18 protein-coding genes and 2 tRNA genes are annotated in these 17,400 nt (G+C 63.5%); 14 read left to right on the top strand and 6 right to left on the bottom strand.

Translation table 11 applies throughout. From position 1 onward, the window contains the following. Window position 1: 1 nt before the first annotated feature. A complete protein-coding gene (locus AFIC_RS09095) occupies window positions 2-1,801 on the bottom strand; it encodes a PHA/PHB synthase family protein (protein WP_275245924.1) in 1,800 nt (599 codons plus the stop codon). A 206-nt stretch (window positions 1,802-2,007) separates the two neighbouring features. Between AFIC_RS09095 and AFIC_RS09090 the strand changes: the two genes are divergently transcribed. From AFIC_RS09090 to recJ, 6 genes are all read left to right on the top strand, one after another. Then, a complete protein-coding gene (locus AFIC_RS09090; protein ID WP_338063135.1) occupies window positions 2,008-2,358 on the top strand; it encodes a hypothetical protein in 351 nt (116 codons plus the stop codon). Between the two features lie 68 nt (window positions 2,359-2,426). Further along, the gene (locus tag AFIC_RS09085; RefSeq protein ID WP_275245923.1) at window positions 2,427-3,644 is read left to right on the top strand and encodes an LL-diaminopimelate aminotransferase; all 1,218 of its coding nucleotides are present in this window, start codon (window positions 2,427-2,429) and stop codon (window positions 3,642-3,644) included. A 24-nt stretch (window positions 3,645-3,668) separates the two neighbouring features. Continuing rightward, a complete protein-coding gene (locus tag AFIC_RS09080) occupies window positions 3,669-4,991 on the top strand; it encodes a homoserine dehydrogenase (protein WP_275245922.1) in 1,323 nt (440 codons plus the stop codon). A 50-nt stretch (window positions 4,992-5,041) separates the two neighbouring features. Further along, on the top strand, window positions 5,042-6,037 hold the full coding sequence (gene glpX, locus AFIC_RS09075; protein ID WP_275245921.1) for a class II fructose-bisphosphatase: 996 nt from the start codon (window positions 5,042-5,044) through the stop codon (window positions 6,035-6,037). Window positions 6,038-6,053: 16 nt separating this feature from the next. After that, complete coding sequence (locus AFIC_RS09070) at window positions 6,054-6,764, top strand: haloacid dehalogenase type II (protein WP_275245920.1); 711 nt, start codon at window positions 6,054-6,056, stop codon at window positions 6,762-6,764. 61 nt (window positions 6,765-6,825) lie between these two features. Beyond that, complete coding sequence (gene recJ, locus AFIC_RS09065; RefSeq protein ID WP_275245919.1) at window positions 6,826-8,667, top strand: single-stranded-DNA-specific exonuclease RecJ; 1,842 nt, start codon at window positions 6,826-6,828, stop codon at window positions 8,665-8,667. Between the two features lie 5 nt (window positions 8,668-8,672). On the opposite strand, the gene AFIC_RS09060 is transcribed toward recJ, so the two are convergent. Both AFIC_RS09060 and efp read right to left on the bottom strand, forming a co-directional pair. Beyond that, the gene (locus tag AFIC_RS09060) at window positions 8,673-9,899 is read right to left on the bottom strand and encodes a lytic murein transglycosylase (RefSeq protein ID WP_275245918.1); all 1,227 of its coding nucleotides are present in this window, start codon (window positions 9,897-9,899) and stop codon (window positions 8,673-8,675) included. Window positions 9,900-9,976: 77 nt separating this feature from the next. Next, window positions 9,977-10,543 (bottom strand): elongation factor P, encoded by a 567-nt coding sequence (efp, locus tag AFIC_RS09055; RefSeq protein WP_275245917.1) that lies wholly within the window; start codon window positions 10,541-10,543, stop codon window positions 9,977-9,979. A gap of 141 nt (window positions 10,544-10,684) precedes the next feature. Between efp and epmA the strand changes: the two genes are divergently transcribed. The 5 genes from epmA (at window position 10,685) to AFIC_RS09030 (ending at window position 13,752) form a co-directional block, all read left to right on the top strand. Beyond that, window positions 10,685-11,710, top strand: coding sequence for an EF-P lysine aminoacylase EpmA (epmA, locus tag AFIC_RS09050; protein ID WP_275245916.1), 1,026 nt, complete (start codon window positions 10,685-10,687; stop codon window positions 11,708-11,710). Then, the gene (locus AFIC_RS09045) at window positions 11,707-12,768 is read left to right on the top strand and encodes a lysine-2,3-aminomutase-like protein (protein ID WP_420833318.1); all 1,062 of its coding nucleotides are present in this window, start codon (window positions 11,707-11,709) and stop codon (window positions 12,766-12,768) included. The genes epmA and AFIC_RS09045 overlap by 4 nt, the downstream gene beginning before the upstream one ends. A gap of 34 nt (window positions 12,769-12,802) precedes the next feature. Beyond that, entirely contained in the window at window positions 12,803-13,078 is a 276-nt protein-coding gene (locus tag AFIC_RS09040; protein WP_275245914.1) for a hypothetical protein, read from the top strand. Window positions 13,079-13,267: 189 nt separating this feature from the next. Continuing rightward, a tRNA-Glu gene (locus AFIC_RS09035) sits at window positions 13,268-13,342 on the top strand. 68 nt (window positions 13,343-13,410) lie between these two features. After that, complete coding sequence (locus tag AFIC_RS09030) at window positions 13,411-13,752, top strand: hypothetical protein (protein WP_275245913.1); 342 nt, start codon at window positions 13,411-13,413, stop codon at window positions 13,750-13,752. Window positions 13,753-13,945: 193 nt separating this feature from the next. Here AFIC_RS09030 and AFIC_RS09025 read toward each other — a convergent pair whose 3' ends face one another. After that, window positions 13,946-14,395 (bottom strand): VOC family protein, encoded by a 450-nt coding sequence (locus AFIC_RS09025; protein ID WP_275245912.1) that lies wholly within the window; start codon window positions 14,393-14,395, stop codon window positions 13,946-13,948. Between the two features lie 254 nt (window positions 14,396-14,649). Continuing rightward, complete coding sequence (locus tag AFIC_RS09020) at window positions 14,650-14,910, bottom strand: hypothetical protein (RefSeq protein ID WP_275245911.1); 261 nt, start codon at window positions 14,908-14,910, stop codon at window positions 14,650-14,652. Window positions 14,911-15,231: 321 nt separating this feature from the next. Here AFIC_RS09020 and AFIC_RS09015 point away from each other — a divergent pair, with 321 nt between their 5' ends. The 3 genes from AFIC_RS09015 (at window position 15,232) to AFIC_RS09005 (ending at window position 16,644) form a co-directional block, all read left to right on the top strand. After that, window positions 15,232-15,894, top strand: coding sequence for a cold-shock protein (locus tag AFIC_RS09015; RefSeq protein WP_275245910.1), 663 nt, complete (start codon window positions 15,232-15,234; stop codon window positions 15,892-15,894). A 134-nt stretch (window positions 15,895-16,028) separates the two neighbouring features. Continuing rightward, a complete protein-coding gene (locus AFIC_RS09010; protein WP_275245909.1) occupies window positions 16,029-16,511 on the top strand; it encodes a DUF192 domain-containing protein in 483 nt (160 codons plus the stop codon). 56 nt (window positions 16,512-16,567) lie between these two features. Then, window positions 16,568-16,644 (top strand) — tRNA-Pro (locus AFIC_RS09005). A 211-nt stretch (window positions 16,645-16,855) separates the two neighbouring features. Here AFIC_RS09005 and AFIC_RS09000 read toward each other — a convergent pair. Beyond that, window positions 16,856-17,245: a hypothetical protein gene (locus tag AFIC_RS09000; RefSeq protein WP_275245908.1), complete on the bottom strand. Its 390-nt coding sequence runs from the start codon at window positions 17,243-17,245 to the stop codon at window positions 16,856-16,858. Between the last annotated feature and the right edge of the window lie 155 nt (window positions 17,246-17,400).

Raw genomic sequence — 17,400 nt, 5'->3', positions numbered from 1 at the left:
CTCAGGCGCGCATGCGGACATAGCTGCCCGGCGCTTCCTCAAGGATTGTCATCGAGGCCCCGGGGGTGCGGGCTGGGACGGTTTCGGAATCGAGACCCTCGATCCAGGCCCGCCAGTCCGGCCACCACGAACCCTGATGTTCGGTCGCGCCCTTGAGCCAGTCGGTAACGGTTTCGGCGGCAGGCTTGTCGTTCGTCCAGTACTGGTATTTGCCGGTGACGGGCGGATTGACCACGCCAGCGATATGGCCCGAGCCGCTCAGGACGAAGCGGACGGGTCCGCCGAAGAATTGCGAGCCGTACAATACCGATTGCGCGGGGGCGATATGATCGTCCCTGGTGGCGAGGTTGTAGATCGGCGTCTTGACCTTGGAGAGATCGAGCCGGGTATTGTCGATCACCATGGTCCCGGCCGACAGCCGGTTCTCGAGATAGCAATTACGCAGATAGAAAGAGTGGTTCGCGCCGGGCATCCGCGTGGCGTCGGCATTCCAGAACAACAGGTCGAAACTCGAAGGCTCCTTGCCCTTGAGGTAATTGCTGATGACGTAAGGCCAGATCAGGTCGTTCGAGCGCAGCATGTTGAAGGCCATCGCCATGCGCGTGCCGTGCAGGACGCCGGTCTGTTGCATGTCGCGGTCGAGCGCGGCGAGCTGGCTTTCGTCGATGTAGACCATCAGGTCGCCGGCATGGGTGAAGTCCACCTGCGCCGCCATGAAGGTTGCCGATGTGGTGCGCACCCGGCGCTTGTCGGCGAGCCATGCCAGCGTAGTGGCGAGCAGGGTGCCGCCGATGCAATAGCCCATGGTGTGGACCTTCATCTCGCCGGTCGCCTTCTCGATCACGTCCATCGCCGCGAGCGGGCCTTCGCGCATGTAGTCGTCGAAAGTTTTTGCGCCGAGAGATTTGTCCGGGTTGATCCACGAGATGACGAACACCGTCAGCCCCTGATCCACCAGCCATTTGATGAACGACTTTTGCGGTGTGAGGTCGAGGATGTAGTACTTGTTGATCCATGGCGGCACGATCAGCAGCGGCGTGCGCAGCACATGCTCCGTCGTCGGCTCATACTGGATGAGCTGCATGATCTCGTTCTGGTAGATCACCTTGCCCGGCGTCAGCGCGAGATCCTTGCCGACCTCGAACGTGCCGCCCGATTGCCTGATCTTCAGCGTGCCGCCGCCGGCCTGAATATCCTCGGCCAGCATCCGCATGCCGCGAAACAGATTGTCGCCGCTGCTGGCGAGAGTTTCTCGCAGCAGTTCAGGATTGGTCAGCACGAAGTTCGACGGCGCGAAGGCGTTGGTCAGCACCTGAACGTAGAATTCGGCCTTTTTGCGGGTGTGTGGATCGAGGCCTTCCGCATTCTCAACCAGTTCGTGCGCCCATTTTGTCGTGAGCAGATAGAGCTGCATGATGAAATCGAAGAACTGGTTGGATTTCCACTCCGGGTCGAGAAAACGCTTGTCCCTCGGCGCGGGCGCGATGGAGGGTTCTTCCTCGGCGCCGGCGAGCTTGCGCGAGAACTGGCCCCACAATTCGAGATAGGCTTTGCCGAGCCGCATCTGCACGTCACCGGCGCGCTCGGCGTCCGCGAGCCAATACTCGGCGACTTCGGCGAAGGTCTTGATGACTTCGCCCATCTCGCCGGGGGCACGGTTGTTGATGTCGCCGGTCTCGCGCGGTTGCAGGAAGGCCGAGAGCGCCTTGCCGCCGTGTTCCATGGCGCGGGCGAGATTGAACGCGAACGCATCGGCATCGAAGGACTTAGTCGTCGGAGTGTCGGTCGGAAGCGCGCTCATAAAGACGATATATCCGCGTGGCGTGACGAAGGGTTATTTTGCCCGTTTCTCAGTTAAACGAGCTTTCTTTCCAATAGCTATATGCGTTGCAGCAGATGTCTTGGTTCGGACATATTCGGCCTGCAATGCGCCGCGGCCGGAAATTTAACGCTTTTCCGGAATATCGGTGCGCCGACCGCCTTCCAGTGGAATTGGCGCGGAATCGAATGGGACCGAAGTTGATGCGCGTGTTGCGCCACCATGGAAAGCGGGTCTGGATCGGAGCGGCCATGCTGGCGCTCGGCCAGATGCTGGGCGGCTGCGCGTCCCACGTCGCCGACATGCCCGTGGTCGGCCTTCCGGCCAATACGCCGGCGCGGCCCGCCGTCGCGCCCGATTACCTTCCGGTCAACGATACGCTGCCCTCGCGCACGGATACCCCCCTGACCCCCGAGCAGCGCGCCCAGCTCACGCGCGAGCTCACGGCGGCGAGGGACCGGCAGGAGGGCGTGAAGGCAAAGGCGTCAAAGGCTTCAAATCCTCGCGCGGACTGTGGCGCGGACCGAGGTTCGTGTTAGAAAGAGCCATCGCGTCCTCAGTGATTTGCCGTCTGGGGGCCCTTAACCGGGCTCGGAGCCTTGAATCCATGGAAGAATTCTACCGCATTCGCCGTCTGCCACCTTACGTTTTCGAGCAGGTGAATCGGGCCAAGGCCGCCGCGCGCAACGCGGGCGCCGATATTATCGATCTTGGCATGGGGAACCCGGATTTGCCGGCCCCGCCGCACGTCCTGGAGAAGCTCAAGGAGACGCTGGGCAAGCCCCGGACGGACCGTTATTCGGCGTCCAAGGGCATTCCCGGCCTGCGCCGGGCACAGGCCGCGTATTACGAGCGCCGCTTCGGGGTGAAGCTCAACCCCGAGACCCAGATCGTGGCTACACTGGGGTCAAAGGAAGGCTTCGCCAACATGGCGCAGGCGATCACATCGCCGGGCGATGTGGTGCTGGTGCCCAACCCGAGCTACCCGATTCATGCGTTCGGATTTCTGATGGCTGGCGGCGTGGTCCGCTCGGTCCCGGCGGAGCCGACGCCGGAACTGTTCAGCGCGCTGGAGCGCGCGATCATCCATTCGATCCCCAAGCCGATCGCGATGGTGGTGTGCTATCCGTCGAACCCGACGTCCTATGTCGCCTCGCTCGATTTCTACAAGGAGCTTGTCGCGTTCGCGAAGAAGCACGAGGTCTTCATCCTGTCCGACCTCGCTTACGCCGAGTTGTATTACAACGGCGAGCCGCCGCCGTCTGTGTTGCAGGTGCCGGGCGCGATGGATATCGCGGTCGAGTTCACCTCGATGTCGAAGACCTATTCGATGGCCGGATGGCGCATGGGTTTCGCGGTCGGCAACGAGCGCCTGATCGCGGCTCTGACGCGCGTGAAATCCTATCTCGACTACGGCGCGTTCACGCCGATTCAGGTCGCGGCCGTCGCCGCGCTGAACGGCCCGCAGGACTGCATCCAGGAAATGCGCGACACCTATCACAAGCGCCGCGACGCGATGGTCGAGGCATTCGGCCGCGCGGGCTGGGACATTCCGCCGCCCGCCGCGTCGATGTTCGCCTGGGCGCCGCTGCCCGAGAAATTCCGTCACATCAGCAGCATGGATTTCGCGACCCTCATGGTCGAGAAGTCCGGCGTGGCGGTATCGCCCGGCTCGGGCTTCGGCGAACATGGCGAAGGCTTTGTGCGCATCGCCATGGTGGAAAACGAACAGCGCATCCGCCAGGCGGCGCGAAATGTCCGCCGTTTCCTTGAAGCGGGGCTTGATTCATTGCACAACGTGGTTCCTCTCGCCAACCGGCGCTAACCTATCCGGCAGGTCAAACAGAAAATGGTCGCTCCGCTCAGAGTGGGGATTGCGGGGCTCGGCACCGTGGGTGCCGAGGTCGTCGGTCTGATCGAACAACAGAAGCGCGCTTTGTCGTTGCGTTGCGGACGCACCGTGCGCGTGGTTGCCGTATCGGCGCGCTCGAAGGTCAAGAAGCGTAACGTCGATCTCACCGGCATCGCCTGGGCGAAGAACGCGCTCGCGATCGCGACCGATCCGAAGGTCGATGTGTTCGTCGAACTGATGGGCGGCGTTGGCGATCCTGCGCTCTCCGCCATCGAGGCGGCGTTGCGCGGCGGCAAATCGGTTGTGACCGCGAACAAGGCGCTGATCGCCAAACATGGCTCGAAGCTCGCGGCGCTCGCCGAGAAGCATGGCGGCGCGCTGAACTACGAGGCCGCCGTTGGTGCTGCCATTCCCGTCATCAAGACGCTGCGCGAAGGGCTGGCCGGCACCGGCATCGACCGCGTCTACGGCATTCTCAACGGCACTTGCAACTACATCCTGACGCGGATGGAGCGGGAAGGGTTGTCGTTCGCCGAATGTTTGAAGGATGCGCAGCGGCTCGGCTACGCGGAGGCCAATCCGTCATTCGACGTCGATGGTCACGACACCGCGCAGAAACTGGCGATCCTCGCGAGCCTCGCGTTCGGCACCAAGGTCAACCAGAGCGCGGTCTATGTCGAGGGTATCTCCTCGATCGCGCCGGAAGATCTGCGCGCCGCCGAAGAACTGGGCTACCGCGTCAAGCTGCTCGGCGTCGCGGTGAGGACCGAAACCGGCATCGAGCAGCGCGTGCATCCGACCATGGTGCCGCGCACCTCGTCGATCGCGCAGGTGATGGACGTGACCAACGCCGTGACCATCGATGGCGACGGCATTCCACCGATCACATTGGTCGGCCCCGGCGCGGGCGGTGCTGCGACCGCGTCTGCCGTCGTCGCGGATATCGCCGACATCGCGCGCGGCGTGCGCGCGCTGCCGTTCGGCCGTCCTGTCGCCAGGCTGAAGCCGACCGCGAAGGCGCCGATGAAGCGCCATGAAGGCGGCTATTACATCCGCCTGATGGCGCGCGATCTCGCGGGCACGGCGGCGACCATCGCCACGCGGCTGGCGGAGCAGAAGATTTCGATCGAGTCGATCGTGCAGCGTCACCCTGACGGTACGTTCGACGCGAACAAGGCGAACGGCAAATCCTCGCCGGTGCCGGTCATCCTGATCACCTACGCGACCACGGAGGACGCGGTGCGCCGCGCGTTGCAGGCCGTGCAGCAGGATCGCGTCATCACCGGCAGGCCGCAGGTCATCCGGATCGAGAAGAATTAAAACGATAAAACACATGCCGCCACCAGCGGCAGACGATAGGAGCTTCACTGATGTCGACCATTTCCGTTCCGCCGCAGCTCTTGCTTGAGCGCATCCTGACGCTGGAAATCGTGCGCGTGACGGAGCGGGCCGCGGTGTCGGCGGCGCGGTTGCGCGGTCATGGCAACGAGAAGGGCGCCGATCAGGCGGCGGTCGATGCGATGCGCCGCGAGTTGAACAAGATTCCGATCAAGGGCACGGTCGTGATCGGCGAGGGCGAGCGCGACGAAGCGCCGATGCTGTTCATCGGCGAAAAGGTCGGCGCGGAATTCGGACCCGAGGTGGACATCGCGGTTGATCCTCTCGAAGGAACGACGCTGTGCGCCAAGAACATGCCGGGCTCCATTGCCACCATGGCGATGGCCGAAGGCGGCACGCTGCTGAACGCACCCGACGTTTACATGCAGAAGATCGCCGTCGGTCCCGGTTACGCCAAGAACGTGATCGATATCGATGCGCCGCCTGCCGAGAACATCCGCCGTCTGGCGCGCGCGAAGGACGTGCATCCCTCCGCAATCACCGCGCTGATCCTCGACCGTCCGCGCCACGCCGACATCATCAACGCCGTGCGCTCCACCGGCGCGGCCGTGCGCCTCATTACCGATGGCGACGTCGCAGGCGTGATCCACACGGCGGACCCGGAGAACACCGGTGTCGATATCTACATCGGCACCGGCGGCGCGCCCGAAGGCGTGCTGGCCGCGTCCGCTCTGCGCTGCATCGGCGGCCAGATGCAGTGCCGCCTGATCCTCGACACCGACGAGAAGCGCGAGCGTGCCGCCAAGATGGGCGTGACCGATCCCGGCATGATCTACGGCATCGATGACATGGTGAAGGGCGACTGCCTGTTCGCGGCAACCGGCGTCACCGATGGCTCGCTGCTCTCGGGCGTCAAGTTCCGCAAGCACACCATCGAGACCGAGACGGTGGTGATGCGCTCGGTCACCGGCACGGTGCGCTACATCAAGGCGGAGCATCGCCAGCTCGAGAAATTCCATCTCGATTGATACGCGAGGCGCTGCGATGCCGGACGTGAAGGCGCTGTTGTTCGACACCTTCGGCACCGTGGTGGACTGGCGCGGCAGCCTGATCGCGGAATTCACCGCGTGGGGCGAGGCGAGGGGTATCAACGCCGATTGGGCCGCGCTGGTCGATGCGTGGCGCGGCGCGTATCGTCCGTCGATGGACGCGGTGCGCGATCATCCCGAGCGCGGCTTTCTCACGCTCGATGAATTGCAGCGCCAGTCCGTCGAGCCACTCGCCGCGCGGCTCGGGATCACGGGCCTGAGCAAGGCTGATTTTGATCATCTGACATTCGGCTGGCATCGGCTGAGGCCGTGGCCGGACAGCGTGCCGGGCCTGACGCGGCTCAAGACAAAATTCGTGATCTCGCCGTTGTCGAACGGCAACGTCGCCTTGATGACGAATTTGTCCAAGAATGCGGGTCTGCCGTGGGACCTGATCCTGTGCGCCGAAATTTTTCGACGTTACAAGCCGGACCCGGAAATCTATCTCGGCGCGGCGAAGCTCCTTGGCCTCAAGCCGGAGCAGGTGATGATGGTGGCGGCGCATAATTACGATCTTGTCGCCGCGCGCAGCCTCGGATTGAAAACCGCCTTCGTGCCGCGCGTGACCGAATACGGACCGCATCAGAAAGAGGATTTCGAAGCCGCAAGCGACTGGGATTTCGTGGTTGCGGATATCGAGGATTTGGCCGGGCGGCTGGGTTGCTGACGGCGCGGTTTTCGCCAATCATTGCAACGGTTGCACGCGATCCCTATCTGCGGTTCTCACCATGACGCCTCCCGCCACCGCATTGCCCGTCGAGACGCCGCACGCCTTTCTCGGCGTGACGCGCTCGGCCACGGGCAAATTGTGGCGCGACCGGCTGGACGCGCGCGGCGCGGCGCAGGCACTTGCCATCGCGCAGCGTTATCAATTGCCGGAAATGCTGGCGCGCATCATCGCCGGGCGCGGCATCGATATCGACGCGGTCGAGGATTTTCTCGATCCGACCATCCGCAAATTGCTGCCCGATCCCTCGACCGTGACGCAGATGGAGGCGGCCGCCAAGCGCATCGCGGATGCGGCGACGCGCGGCGAGAGGGTCGCGATCTTCGGCGATTACGATGTGGACGGCGCGACCTCGGCGGCGCTGCTGGCATGGCATCTGCGCCATTGCGGGCTCGATCCGCTGATCCACATTCCCGACCGGATTTTCGAAGGCTATGGCCCGAACGTGGAGGCGATCCGCTCGCTGTCGTCACGCGGCGCGAAGCTGCTGGTCACGGTCGATTGCGGTACCACGAGCCTTGAGCCGCTCGCGGAAGCACGCAAGCTTGGCATGGATGTGGTGGTGATCGATCATCATCAATGCGGCGATGAACTGCCCATCGTCAACGCCATCGTCAATCCGAACCGGCCGGACGATCTGTCCGGGCTCGGCCATCTCGCGGCGGTCGGCCTTGTGTTCGTGACGCTGGTGGCGGTGAACCGCGAATTGCGTGTGCGTAATTTCTGGACGCCCGAGCGGCCGGAGCCGAACCTCCTCGACATGCTGCATCACGTCGCGCTCGGCACGGTCGCGGACGTGGCGCCGCTCCTGGGGCTGAACCGTGCCTTCGTCGCCAAGGGGCTGGTCGCGATGCGCCGCCGCGATCATGTCGGCCATACCGCGTTGATGGATGTTGCGCGTCTCAATGGCCCGCCGGAGGCATGGCACCTGGGCTTCATGCTCGGGCCGCGTATCAACGCCGGCGGCCGCATCGGGCAGGCCGATCTCGGAGTGAAACTGCTGCTGGAAGGCGACGTGTCGGAAGCAGCAAGGATCGCCGCCGAACTCGATCGCCTCAACATCGAGCGGCGGCTGATCGAACAGGCGGCCGTCGAGCAGGCCGAGGCCGAGGCGCTGGCCTCGCTCGGGCTGGAGGACAAGGGATCGGTGATCGTCACGGCGTCCGAGGGCTGGCATCCGGGCGTGGTCGGTCTCGTGGCGTCGCGTCTGAAAGAGAAATTCTCACGGCCTGCCTTCGCGGTGGCGCTGGAGCCGGGCGGCATCGGTACCGGTTCGGGCCGCTCCATCGCGGGCGTCGATCTCGGCAAGGCGGTGCGGGAAGCCGTGTCCGAAGGTCTGCTCATGAAAGGCGGCGGCCACGCCATGGCGGCGGGCGTGACCTTGAAGAAGGATCGCCTCGCAGAATTCCGCGCCTATCTCGAACAGACGCTGGCTGCGGATGTGGCCAAGGCGCGGCATGTCGATGAACTGTTCATCGACGGCGCGGTGAGCGCGCGCGCCGTCACTACCGATTTCGTCGCGACGCTCAATCGTGCCGGGCCGTTCGGTACCGGCAATCCGGAGCCGGTGATCGCGCTGCCGTCGCATCAACTCGTCTATGCCGACGAGGTCGGCGGCGCGCATTTCCGCGTGCGGCTGAAGTCCGGCGACGGCGCCATCGTCAACGGCATCGCGTTCCGCTCGGTCGGCCAGAAACTCGGCAACGCGCTCGCCGACAATCGCGGGCAGATGGTTCATGTTGCCGGATCGCTCAGCATCGACCGCTGGCAGGGCGCGGAGCGGGTGCAGTTACGGATTTCCGACATCGCCGTGCCGGAGCGCGAACCGGTTTCGATCAGGTAGGCGCGTTACATGCCGCGCAGCCGCGCCAGCACCTTCAGTCCTGCATAGCCGTCTGCCGGCTCGATCCCGGCGCGGGTCTGGAAATTCTTCACAGCCTTCATGGTGTCGTTGCCGACGCGGCCATCCGTGCCGCCGGTGTTGAAACCGGCTTTGGTCAGGCGGGTCTGCACTTCCTGAATTTCCGCGAGCGTCAGCGCGCGTTCGGAGCCGGGGAAGGGATGCCGGAACGGCGGCTCGCCGAGGATGCGGTCGCCGAGGTGGACGATGGCGAGCGCGTAGTTCATCGACGGGTTGTAGCTGCGCACCGCGAAAAAATTCGGCCCGATCAGAAATGAAGGCCCGCCATCGACCGGCGTCCACAGCTTCGCCATGTCGCTGGGCCGCGGAAACGGCTTGCCGTCCGCGCGCGTCACACCCGCCGCCGCCCACTGCGCGTAGCTGCGATCTCCCTTCGCATGACTGCCGCCGACGACCTCGCAACCCCAATGCTGGTTGCGGTGATACTTGCCGCGATTGACGAGATAACGCGCCGTCGAGCCGAGGGCGTCGTCGGGCTTGCCGAACGGCGAGACGCGGCCGTCATGGTCATAGTCAAAACCGACATTGAGCCAGACCTCCGGCATCCATTGGGTGTGGCCCATCGCACCGGCCCACGAGCCGCGCATTTCCTCCGGCGTGCTCCAGCCGCGCTCGACGATACGCAGCGCGTTGATGAGTTCGGTTTCCCAATACGCCTTGCGGCGCGGCGCCCGCCACGCCAGCGCGGCGAGCGAGGGGAATACCGGCTTCATATGGTTCTTCTGCACCAGCGGATCGCCGTAGGCGCTCTCGACGCCCCACAGCGCCAGCAGCGTGCCGCGCTCGACGCCGAAATCGTGCTCGATCCGCGTGAACAGCGCGCCGTGCTGGCGCAACGCTTCCTTGCCCGCGCGGATGCGCCAGTCGGACGCGCGGCGGTTGATGTATTGCCAGAGCTGTTCCTTGAACTCCGGCTGGTTGCCCATCTGCGCGAACACGCTCATGTCCGGCTCGATCCGGCCCATCACCCGCGTATAGGTGGCGCTGGAGACGCCCTTGGCGAGCGCTTTTGCACGGAACGACTCCCGCCATGCGTCGAAGCCCGGCGGGGTGTTGGCGAAAGCTGATGTGGAGGCAAGCGCGAGCGCGCCCGCGCCGAGCACAACGTCGCGGCGAGTCAGTGCGGATCGCGAAAGGGAATCACTCTCGGTCATCGGGCCAGTCTAGCGGCGCGCGTATCGCGCCGCCAAAGCCAAAACCGCGCAGATGCGAGGCCGACGATGAGGGAACCTCAGTCCTTGGCGCGCTCGACGTAGGAGCCGTCTTCCGTCATCACCACGATGCGGGTGCCGACGCCGATGTGCGGCGGCACGGCGGAGCGGACGCCGTTCGACAGCACGGCGGGCTTGTAGGAGGACGACGCGGTCTGACCCTTGGTGACCGGCTCGGTCTCGACCACTTCGAGCGTGATGCGCTGGGGCAGGGTGATCGCCACCGCGACGCCTTCGTGGATCGCGAGCTTCACGGTCAGGTTCTCGGACAGATACGGCGCGGAGGAGCCGACGACATCCTTCGGCACCATGAGCTGCTCGTAGCTCTCGTTGTTCATGAAGTGGAAGCCGTCATCGTCGGAATAGAGGAAGTTGAAGTCGTGATCCTCGACGTGGGCGCGCTCGACCTGATCCGTGGTCTTGTAGCGTTCGGAAATCTTCACGCCGTCGCTGATCCGGCGCATTTCGATCTGGCTCACCGGCGTGCCCTTGCCGGGATGGATGTTCTCCGCGCTCAGGACCACATATAGCTTGCCGTCCTGCTCGATGATGTTGCCTTTGCGGATCGAACTTGCGATGACTCTCACGGATCAATTTCCTAATCTGAAGGGCCGGCGGCGGACCCGCGAAGGGGTGCGAACGGCGTTTGGGGCGGTTTCGGGCCGCAACATACTGATTTGTCCCGCTGACGCCAGCCCCAAGGGTAGCTTTGAGAGCCGATTTTGCTGATGCCGGTTCCCCCCAAAACCTCGCCCTGGTGGGACAGGGACCGCCACCGGGACCGCCAGCCGTTCCTGCGCCAGCGCGCGGCCATCACCCGCGCGGTCCGGGACTGGTTCGGCGCGCAGCGCTTCGTCGAGGTCGAAACCGGGATTTTGCAGGTCTCTCCGGGCAACGAGACCCATCTGCACGCCCTGCGGGCCGATCCGGGCAATGAGGCGTGCTATCTGCGGACCTCGCCGGAATTCGCCTGCAAGAAGCTGCTGGCGGCGGGTGAGGACAGGATCGTCGAGTTCGCGAAGGTGTTTCGCGGCCGCGAGGACAGCCCCCTGCATCTGACCGAATTCACCATGCTGGAATGGTACCGGGCCAATGCGCCTTACGAGATCATCATGGCGGATTGCATCGCGGTGATCGCGCGGGCGGCCGGGGCGGCGGCCACAAGGCAGTTTTCATTTCGCGGGAAAACGCTCGACCCATTTGCGCCGCCGCTGCGGCTGACCGTGGCCGAGGCATTCGACCGTTTCGCGGGGATCGATCTTCTCGCGACCATCGACGGCGCGCATGGCAACCGCGATGTGCTGGCAGCACGGGCGGCCGGGAAAACCCATGTCAGCGCCGACGACGACTGGTCGGATATCTTCAGCAAGATCCTGACCGAGCATGTCGAGCCGCGACTCGGCGAGGGGACGCTGACGATTTTGCACGAATATCCTTCGCCGGAAGCCGCACTGGCGCGCGCCAAGGCGGGCGATCCGCGTGTCGCGGAGCGGTTCGAGGTCTATGGCTGCGGGGTGGAGCTTGCCAACGGCTTCGGCGAACTGACCGATGCCGCCGAACAGCGCCGCCGCTTCATCGCTGCGATGGATGAGAAGGAGCGGCGCTATAACGAACGCTATCCGCTCGACGAGGGCTTTCTCGCAGCACTCGCGCAGATGCCGCCGTCCTCGGGCGTGGCGCTCGGCTTCGACCGTCTGGTGATGCTGGCAAGCGGCGCGACGCGGCTCGATCAGGTCGTATGGGCGCCGTCATGAAGCCTTCCACCACGCTGCGGCGGCCAGCCGAACTCGCAGATCATAATTTGATTGCGCGCGAGGCGCTGCCCGCGCTGGAAGCCGTGGCGGCGCGTTACGCCATCGCGATTACGCCCGCCGTGGCGGCGTTGATCGATCCCAACGACCCGGACGATCCGATCGCGCGGCAATACGTGCCGACCGTGCAGGAATTGCGGACCGAGCCCGTCGAGCGCGCCGACCCCATCGGCGACGCCGCGCGTTCGCCGGTCGAAGGCATTGTGCATCGTTACCCGGATCGCGTGCTGCTCAAGCTCGTGCATGTCTGCGCGGTCTATTGCCGGTTCTGTTTCCGCCGCGAGATGGTCGGGCCGGGCAAGGATTCCGCGCTGTCGGATCGCGCCTATGGCAAGGCCATCGATTACATCCGCGCGCATTCCGAAATCTGGGAGGTGATCCTCACCGGCGGCGATCCCCTGATGCTGTCGGCGCGGCGGCTGAAGGAGATCGTGAACGATCTGGCTGCGATCCCGCATGTCAAAATCGTCCGCTTCCACACCCGCGTGCCGGTCGCCGATCCGGCGCGCATGACGGACGAGGTCGCGGAGGCATTGCATCATCGCGACGTGACGACGTGGGTTGCGCTGCACGCGAATCATCCGCGCGAGTTAACGGCGGCTGCTCGCGAAGCCTGCGCGCGATTGATCGATCGCGGCATTCCGATGGTCAGCCAGTCGGTTTTGCTGCGCGGCGTGAATGACGATACAGAAACTCTAACCGCGCTGATGCGCGCCTTCGTCGAGTGCCGCATCAAGCCTTATTACCTGCATCATGGCGACCTCGCGCCCGGCACTTCGCACCTGCGAACGACTCTGGAGGAAGGCGAAGCACTGATGAGGCAGTTGCGCGGACACGTCTCCGGTCTTTGCCAGCCTGACTATGTTCTCGACATTCCGGGCGGCCACGGCAAGATTCCTGTGGGTCCCGTCTATCTGTCGCAGCAACGTGACGGCGAAAAGATGCAACCGAGACGGCTTGTGGATTATTGTGGTGGTGTGCACTCTTATCCGCCGGCGTGACGTCGCCGGCATGGATCAGAAGAAAGGAGTCGCCATGCGGACATCGATGAAAACGATCGGATCGTTCTCTGCGCTTGCGATGACCGTGGCTTTGGTGACTGCGCCGGGTGCGTTCGCGCAAAGCGGGCGTAACGCAGCAGGAGGCAGCGCTCCCGCCAATTCCACCTTGGGCGCAGGCTCTGTGATGCAGGCGCCGGTCGGGCACCTACAGCCTCGCCGCGATCCTTCCGCGGGCGATCAGCCCTATCAGGCAACGGCGGAAGAAAAGGCGCTGGATCGCAAGATCAAGAGCATCTGTCGCGGTTGCTGAAACGGCGTTCACCGGAGAAGGGTGCTTGCCGCTGCGGTGAAACGCCATTATACGTTCCCAGCCTTGAGCCGGAGCGCTGTTCCGGCCATGGGAAAGCCGCAGGAATCGACCACCTAACCCGTTGATCCTGTAAGAATTTCCTCGCGAACACCCGCAGCTTGCGCGCCTGGCGCGAAGGCGGCCGGATTCGCTCCCTTCGTCTATCGGTTAGGACGCCACCCTTTCACGGTGGAGAGAGCGGTTCGATTCCGCTAGGGAGCGCCACCTTTCCCCGGATTTTCACGACGATGTGCCGATTGCAGGCCATGCGCCCGCTTTGATAGAGCGAGCCTATGTTGCTTCCGCATCCTAAACTGATTGCTCTGGTGGCGATCCTGTCGGCGGCCTGCCTCGTGGCGGGTACACGCCTGTCATCGGCGGACATCGCGACGGTGCGCTGCGTGATCCAGCCCGACGCAAAATCGGCGACCATCTCCGTGACCAATTCGCTGAACGGCGAGGCCTCGTGCCGCGCGACATGCGCGTTCGAAACCGCAACCTACGACGACAAGCCGCGCATCATCTGCGCCGGTCCCGTCGCGGCAGGCAAAGAGGCCGAGCTGTGCGTGATGCATGCGCAGACCAGTCCTCTGGTGAAATTTCTCGAAGGCTCCGCCGACTGCCGCAAGCTGTGATGAAAAAAGCCCCGCCAATGCGGGGCTTCTGGTTCAACGGCCGAAAAACAGCCACAACAGAATAATCACCGGAATCGGCACGCCCAACAGCCATAGCAATATGCCGCGACCCATCCTGTCCTCCTTGATTGATCTTCGATGTCAGGAGAACAGGCAGGTCCGATGCAGGTTCCGCGAATGAAACGCGAAATCCTCACCAGTGTCCGGTGTTCTTCATCGACAGCCACGGCTCCTGCGGCGGCAGCGCGTCGCCTTTTTGCAGAAGCTCGATCGAATGCAGATCGGGCGATCGGATGAACGCCATCTGCCCGTCGCGCGGCGGACGGTTGATGACGATGCCGAGTTTGGAGAGACGCTCGCAGGTGGCATAGATGTCGTCGACTTCGTAGGCGAGATGGCCGAAGAAACGATCCTCGCCATACGCTTCCTCGTCCCAATTCCATGTCAGTTCGACCAGCGGCGCAGGACGCCCCGGCGATTGTTTCACGAGTCCTTCATCTTCCGGCGCGGCAAGAAAGACCAGCGTGAAGCGGCCTTTTTCATTTGCCATCCGGTGGGTTTCCTTCAACCCCAAAGCGTCGCAGTAAAACTTGAGGGCGGCATCGAGATCGCGGACGCGAAGCATGGTGTGGAGGTAGCGCATCTTGAAATTTCCGGTCTGGGAGGAAGAGGAGCAGATGATTTATAGTCCCGCCGCCTTCAATTGAAGGGGTGAACGCGTGGGCAACTGAACGCGCGTGCAGCGGCATATGGAAAAGCCCCGCCAGTGGGGACTGGGCGGGGCTTTTTGGGAATGAAGCCTGGGGGAGAGCTTCATGCCGTCAACGCGCCTCACGTGGATATGTTCCGCCTGTTTCATCTGAAATGATAAAATTGCGGTCCGTACTGGCGGCACTTCTAGCGCGCGGACGATGAATGCCTTTGCCGGGCTGGCCCGGAATCCGCATCTGTGGTGGTCGCGGGGCGATTGTCTGTCTCATCGGGCTGGCAGGACTGGATGTGATAACCCTCGTCGAGCACCTGCTTCGGTTTATTCTTCTCCTCGTCAGCAGGAAGATCGACGACAAGACCGGCTTCCTCGGCTTTCTTCCAAACTTCCTCGCGCGAGCGATAGGCCTTGCTGATCTGCTCGCCGTTCGTAAAGAGCGCATAAGGCATGGATACCTCCGTCCGCATCAACGCGCGGCACGGTTTTCCGGTTCCCGCCATGGCTGGAGAACAACCGGCTGGGTGCGGACTAATCCTGCGATGGCGCTTCTGGCTGACGCCTTATCGAGAAACCGGATCGATTCGCAGCGCCAAGCTGTTCATAGCTCTTGCCGGATTCGATTTTGGGCTTTTCCGCCTAACGCGGAATGTTATCGTTTCCCTACGCGAATCGCGTCGCAGCATCGTTGAAAGATCATCGATGGGCGCAATCCAGCCGGGCTCGCAGCGCAGGCTTCATAGCGCAGGGTTTGGCAGTGTGGGGCCGGAGTCATGGGGACGGACAATTTCGAGTCCAAACGGCTTGCCGAGCAACAGCTCGGAGGTGGTTCAGCCTCTCGGCTTGGCCCGCATGAGTTTACGCCTCAGGGCCGCGACAGCACCGATCCGTTCGCGGGCCTGGACGATGGCGCAGCCGCCAATCTCGTCGAGCTCAGCGGCGTCATCAAATGGTTCGACGCCTCCAAGGGCTACGGCTTCATCGTTCCAGACAATGGCTGGCCGGATATTCTCCTGCACGTAACCGTGCTGCGGCGCGACGGCTTCCAGACCGCCTATGAAGGCGCGCGGCTGGTGTGCGAATGCGTGCAGCGGCAGAAGGGCTATCAGGCGTTCCGCATCCTCTCGATGGATGAATCCACCGCTATCCATCCGGCGCAGATGCTGCCGCCGCGCACCCATGTCAGCGTGACGCCAACAAGCGGGCTCGAGCGCGCGCAGGTGAAATGGTTCAACCGCCTGCGCGGATTCGGTTTCGTGTCGTGCGGCGAGGGCACGCCGGACATCTTCGTCCACATGGAGACGCTGCGTCGCTACGGCATGACCGAACTGCGCCCCGGCCAGTACGTGCTGGTGCGCTACGGGCCCGGCTCCAAGGGCATGATGGCCGCGGAGATCCAGCCCGAGGTCGGCGCGGGCGGGCTGTCCTCCCACTAATCCAGCCATCCCCCGGACCGCTGGCCGCGTGAATGGCGGAAGCCGGCGCTTGTCCACGTCAACGTGATGATGTGGAAGCTGACGCCCGCCGGGCGATTTGCTATGGGGCCGCTGGATCGAAACCAAGGCGGCCGATGATGTCTGGAGTTCCGGGATTGAGAGCAAGGTGGGCGGCTGTGGCGCTTTTGGCGCTCGGTCTTGTCTGCGGTCTTGCGACAGGCCCCGCGCGGGCGGCGGACATGCAGACGCTCGAGATCGTCACCAAATCCGGCGTCAAGGTTTTCAACGTCGAGATCGCCCGGACCACCGAAGAGCGCGAGCGCGGGCTGATGTATCGCAAGGAACTGCCGGACGGGCAGGGCATGCTGTTCGATTTTTCGCCGCAGCAGGAAGTGTCGATGTGGATGAAGAACACCTATGTCTCGCTCGACATGATCTTCATCCGGGCCGATGGCCGGATCCTGCGGATCGCGGAAAGCACCAAGCCGCTATCGGAGCGGATCATCTCCTCGGGCGGTCCGGTGAAGGCTGTGCTGGAGGTGGTGGCCGGAACCGCGCGGAAGGACGGTATCGCTGCGGGCGATCGCGTCGCGAGCCCGCTGTTCGACCGGAATTAGGTCTCCATATCCGATACCTTGCTGGGGTGATGCGAACAGTGTAACCACTGGCGTTCCGGGGTATAGCGTAGCCTGGTAGCGCGGCGGTTTTGGGTACCGCAGGTCGCAGGTTCGAATCCTGCTGCCCCGACCATCTCACCTTAAATCTGAATATTGCTAGATTTCTAATTGAAAAATCAGCGTTTTTGACGCTCGGCTATAAGCCGGGCGCGCCGCGACGGCACCCAGCCTCGCGGGTCCATGGGTGCTGTCTCGAAAATGGAAAGCACTGAGAAGCCGCTGGCGATGGCGCGGCTTGCATTTGTCTCGTCGAAATCCCGGTTCGCGATCCTGGGGCTCCAGGATCAGCCCTTGGTGTAGAGCACCGCTGGCGCGGCGGGGTCCAACGTCTGGCGCGACACGGTGCAGGAGACCGAGGCGTTCTTGTGCAGGAAGAGCAGGGCCTGATCCTGCATGCCGTCAAACCAGATGCCACGGCCGGCATAACGGTAGCCGACGCCCATCGGGATCAGCCGCATCCGTACGGCGCTATGCGGCGCAAGGCTCAGCGTGCCGGTCACGACATCGCCCTCGGGGCTGGTTGCGCGCGGGCAGAACGGGTAGTCGCGGCCGTTGTCACAGCTCAGGACGAAATCCGCGCAGTTTGCCCTGGCCGGCGTCGTCGTGGTGCAAGCGATTGAAAAGGCAAGAGCAAATGTGGCGGACGAAGCAATGAGAATGCGTTGAATCATCATAATGAAATCCCCCGATGGGGTTTCTAGCGGAAGTTCTTGCCGACAACAAGCCGGAGTTAACGAACCTTAACGGGCAATCGCCTCTGGGTTGTGTGTGGCGCGCTTAACCCAAACCAAACAATTTGAAGCAAAAGCGCTTGCGTTTTCTTGACGTC

Origin of the sequence: [Pseudomonas] carboxydohydrogena, from assembly GCF_029030725.1 — a bacterium.
Taxonomy (GTDB): Bacteria; Pseudomonadota; Alphaproteobacteria; order Rhizobiales; family Xanthobacteraceae; genus Afipia; species Afipia carboxydohydrogena.
The sequence above is the reverse complement of the archived record's forward strand: the minus strand, read 5'-3'. Positions and strand labels throughout refer to the sequence as shown.

What these genes read in the sequence shown, in the direction of transcription:
- recJ (WP_275245919.1), top strand. Translation starts at nt 6,826, where the DNA reads ATGACGCCTCCCGCCACCGCATTGCCCGTCGAGACGCCGCACGCCTTT.
- AFIC_RS09010 (WP_275245909.1), top strand. Translation starts at nt 16,029, where the DNA reads ATGATGTCTGGAGTTCCGGGATTGAGAGCAAGGTGGGCGGCTGTGGCG.
- AFIC_RS09090 (WP_338063135.1), top strand. Translation starts at nt 2,008, where the DNA reads ATGGGACCGAAGTTGATGCGCGTGTTGCGCCACCATGGAAAGCGGGTC.
- AFIC_RS09015 (WP_275245910.1), top strand. Translation starts at nt 15,232, where the DNA reads ATGGGGACGGACAATTTCGAGTCCAAACGGCTTGCCGAGCAACAGCTC.
- AFIC_RS09020 (WP_275245911.1), bottom strand. Translation starts at nt 14,910, where the DNA reads ATGCCTTATGCGCTCTTTACGAACGGCGAGCAGATCAGCAAGGCCTAT.
- AFIC_RS09000 (WP_275245908.1), bottom strand. Translation starts at nt 17,245, where the DNA reads ATGATGATTCAACGCATTCTCATTGCTTCGTCCGCCACATTTGCTCTT.
- AFIC_RS09080 (WP_275245922.1), top strand. Translation starts at nt 3,669, where the DNA reads ATGGTCGCTCCGCTCAGAGTGGGGATTGCGGGGCTCGGCACCGTGGGT.
- AFIC_RS09045 (WP_420833318.1), top strand. Translation starts at nt 11,707, where the DNA reads ATGAAGCCTTCCACCACGCTGCGGCGGCCAGCCGAACTCGCAGATCAT.
- AFIC_RS09095 (WP_275245924.1), bottom strand. Translation starts at nt 1,801, where the DNA reads ATGAGCGCGCTTCCGACCGACACTCCGACGACTAAGTCCTTCGATGCC.
- AFIC_RS09025 (WP_275245912.1), bottom strand. Translation starts at nt 14,395, where the DNA reads ATGCGCTACCTCCACACCATGCTTCGCGTCCGCGATCTCGATGCCGCC.
- AFIC_RS09085 (WP_275245923.1), top strand. Translation starts at nt 2,427, where the DNA reads ATGGAAGAATTCTACCGCATTCGCCGTCTGCCACCTTACGTTTTCGAG.
- glpX (WP_275245921.1), top strand. Translation starts at nt 5,042, where the DNA reads ATGTCGACCATTTCCGTTCCGCCGCAGCTCTTGCTTGAGCGCATCCTG.
- epmA (WP_275245916.1), top strand. Translation starts at nt 10,685, where the DNA reads ATGCCGGTTCCCCCCAAAACCTCGCCCTGGTGGGACAGGGACCGCCAC.
- AFIC_RS09060 (WP_275245918.1), bottom strand. Translation starts at nt 9,899, where the DNA reads ATGACCGAGAGTGATTCCCTTTCGCGATCCGCACTGACTCGCCGCGAC.
- AFIC_RS09030 (WP_275245913.1), top strand. Translation starts at nt 13,411, where the DNA reads ATGTTGCTTCCGCATCCTAAACTGATTGCTCTGGTGGCGATCCTGTCG.
- AFIC_RS09040 (WP_275245914.1), top strand. Translation starts at nt 12,803, where the DNA reads ATGCGGACATCGATGAAAACGATCGGATCGTTCTCTGCGCTTGCGATG.
- AFIC_RS09070 (WP_275245920.1), top strand. Translation starts at nt 6,054, where the DNA reads ATGCCGGACGTGAAGGCGCTGTTGTTCGACACCTTCGGCACCGTGGTG.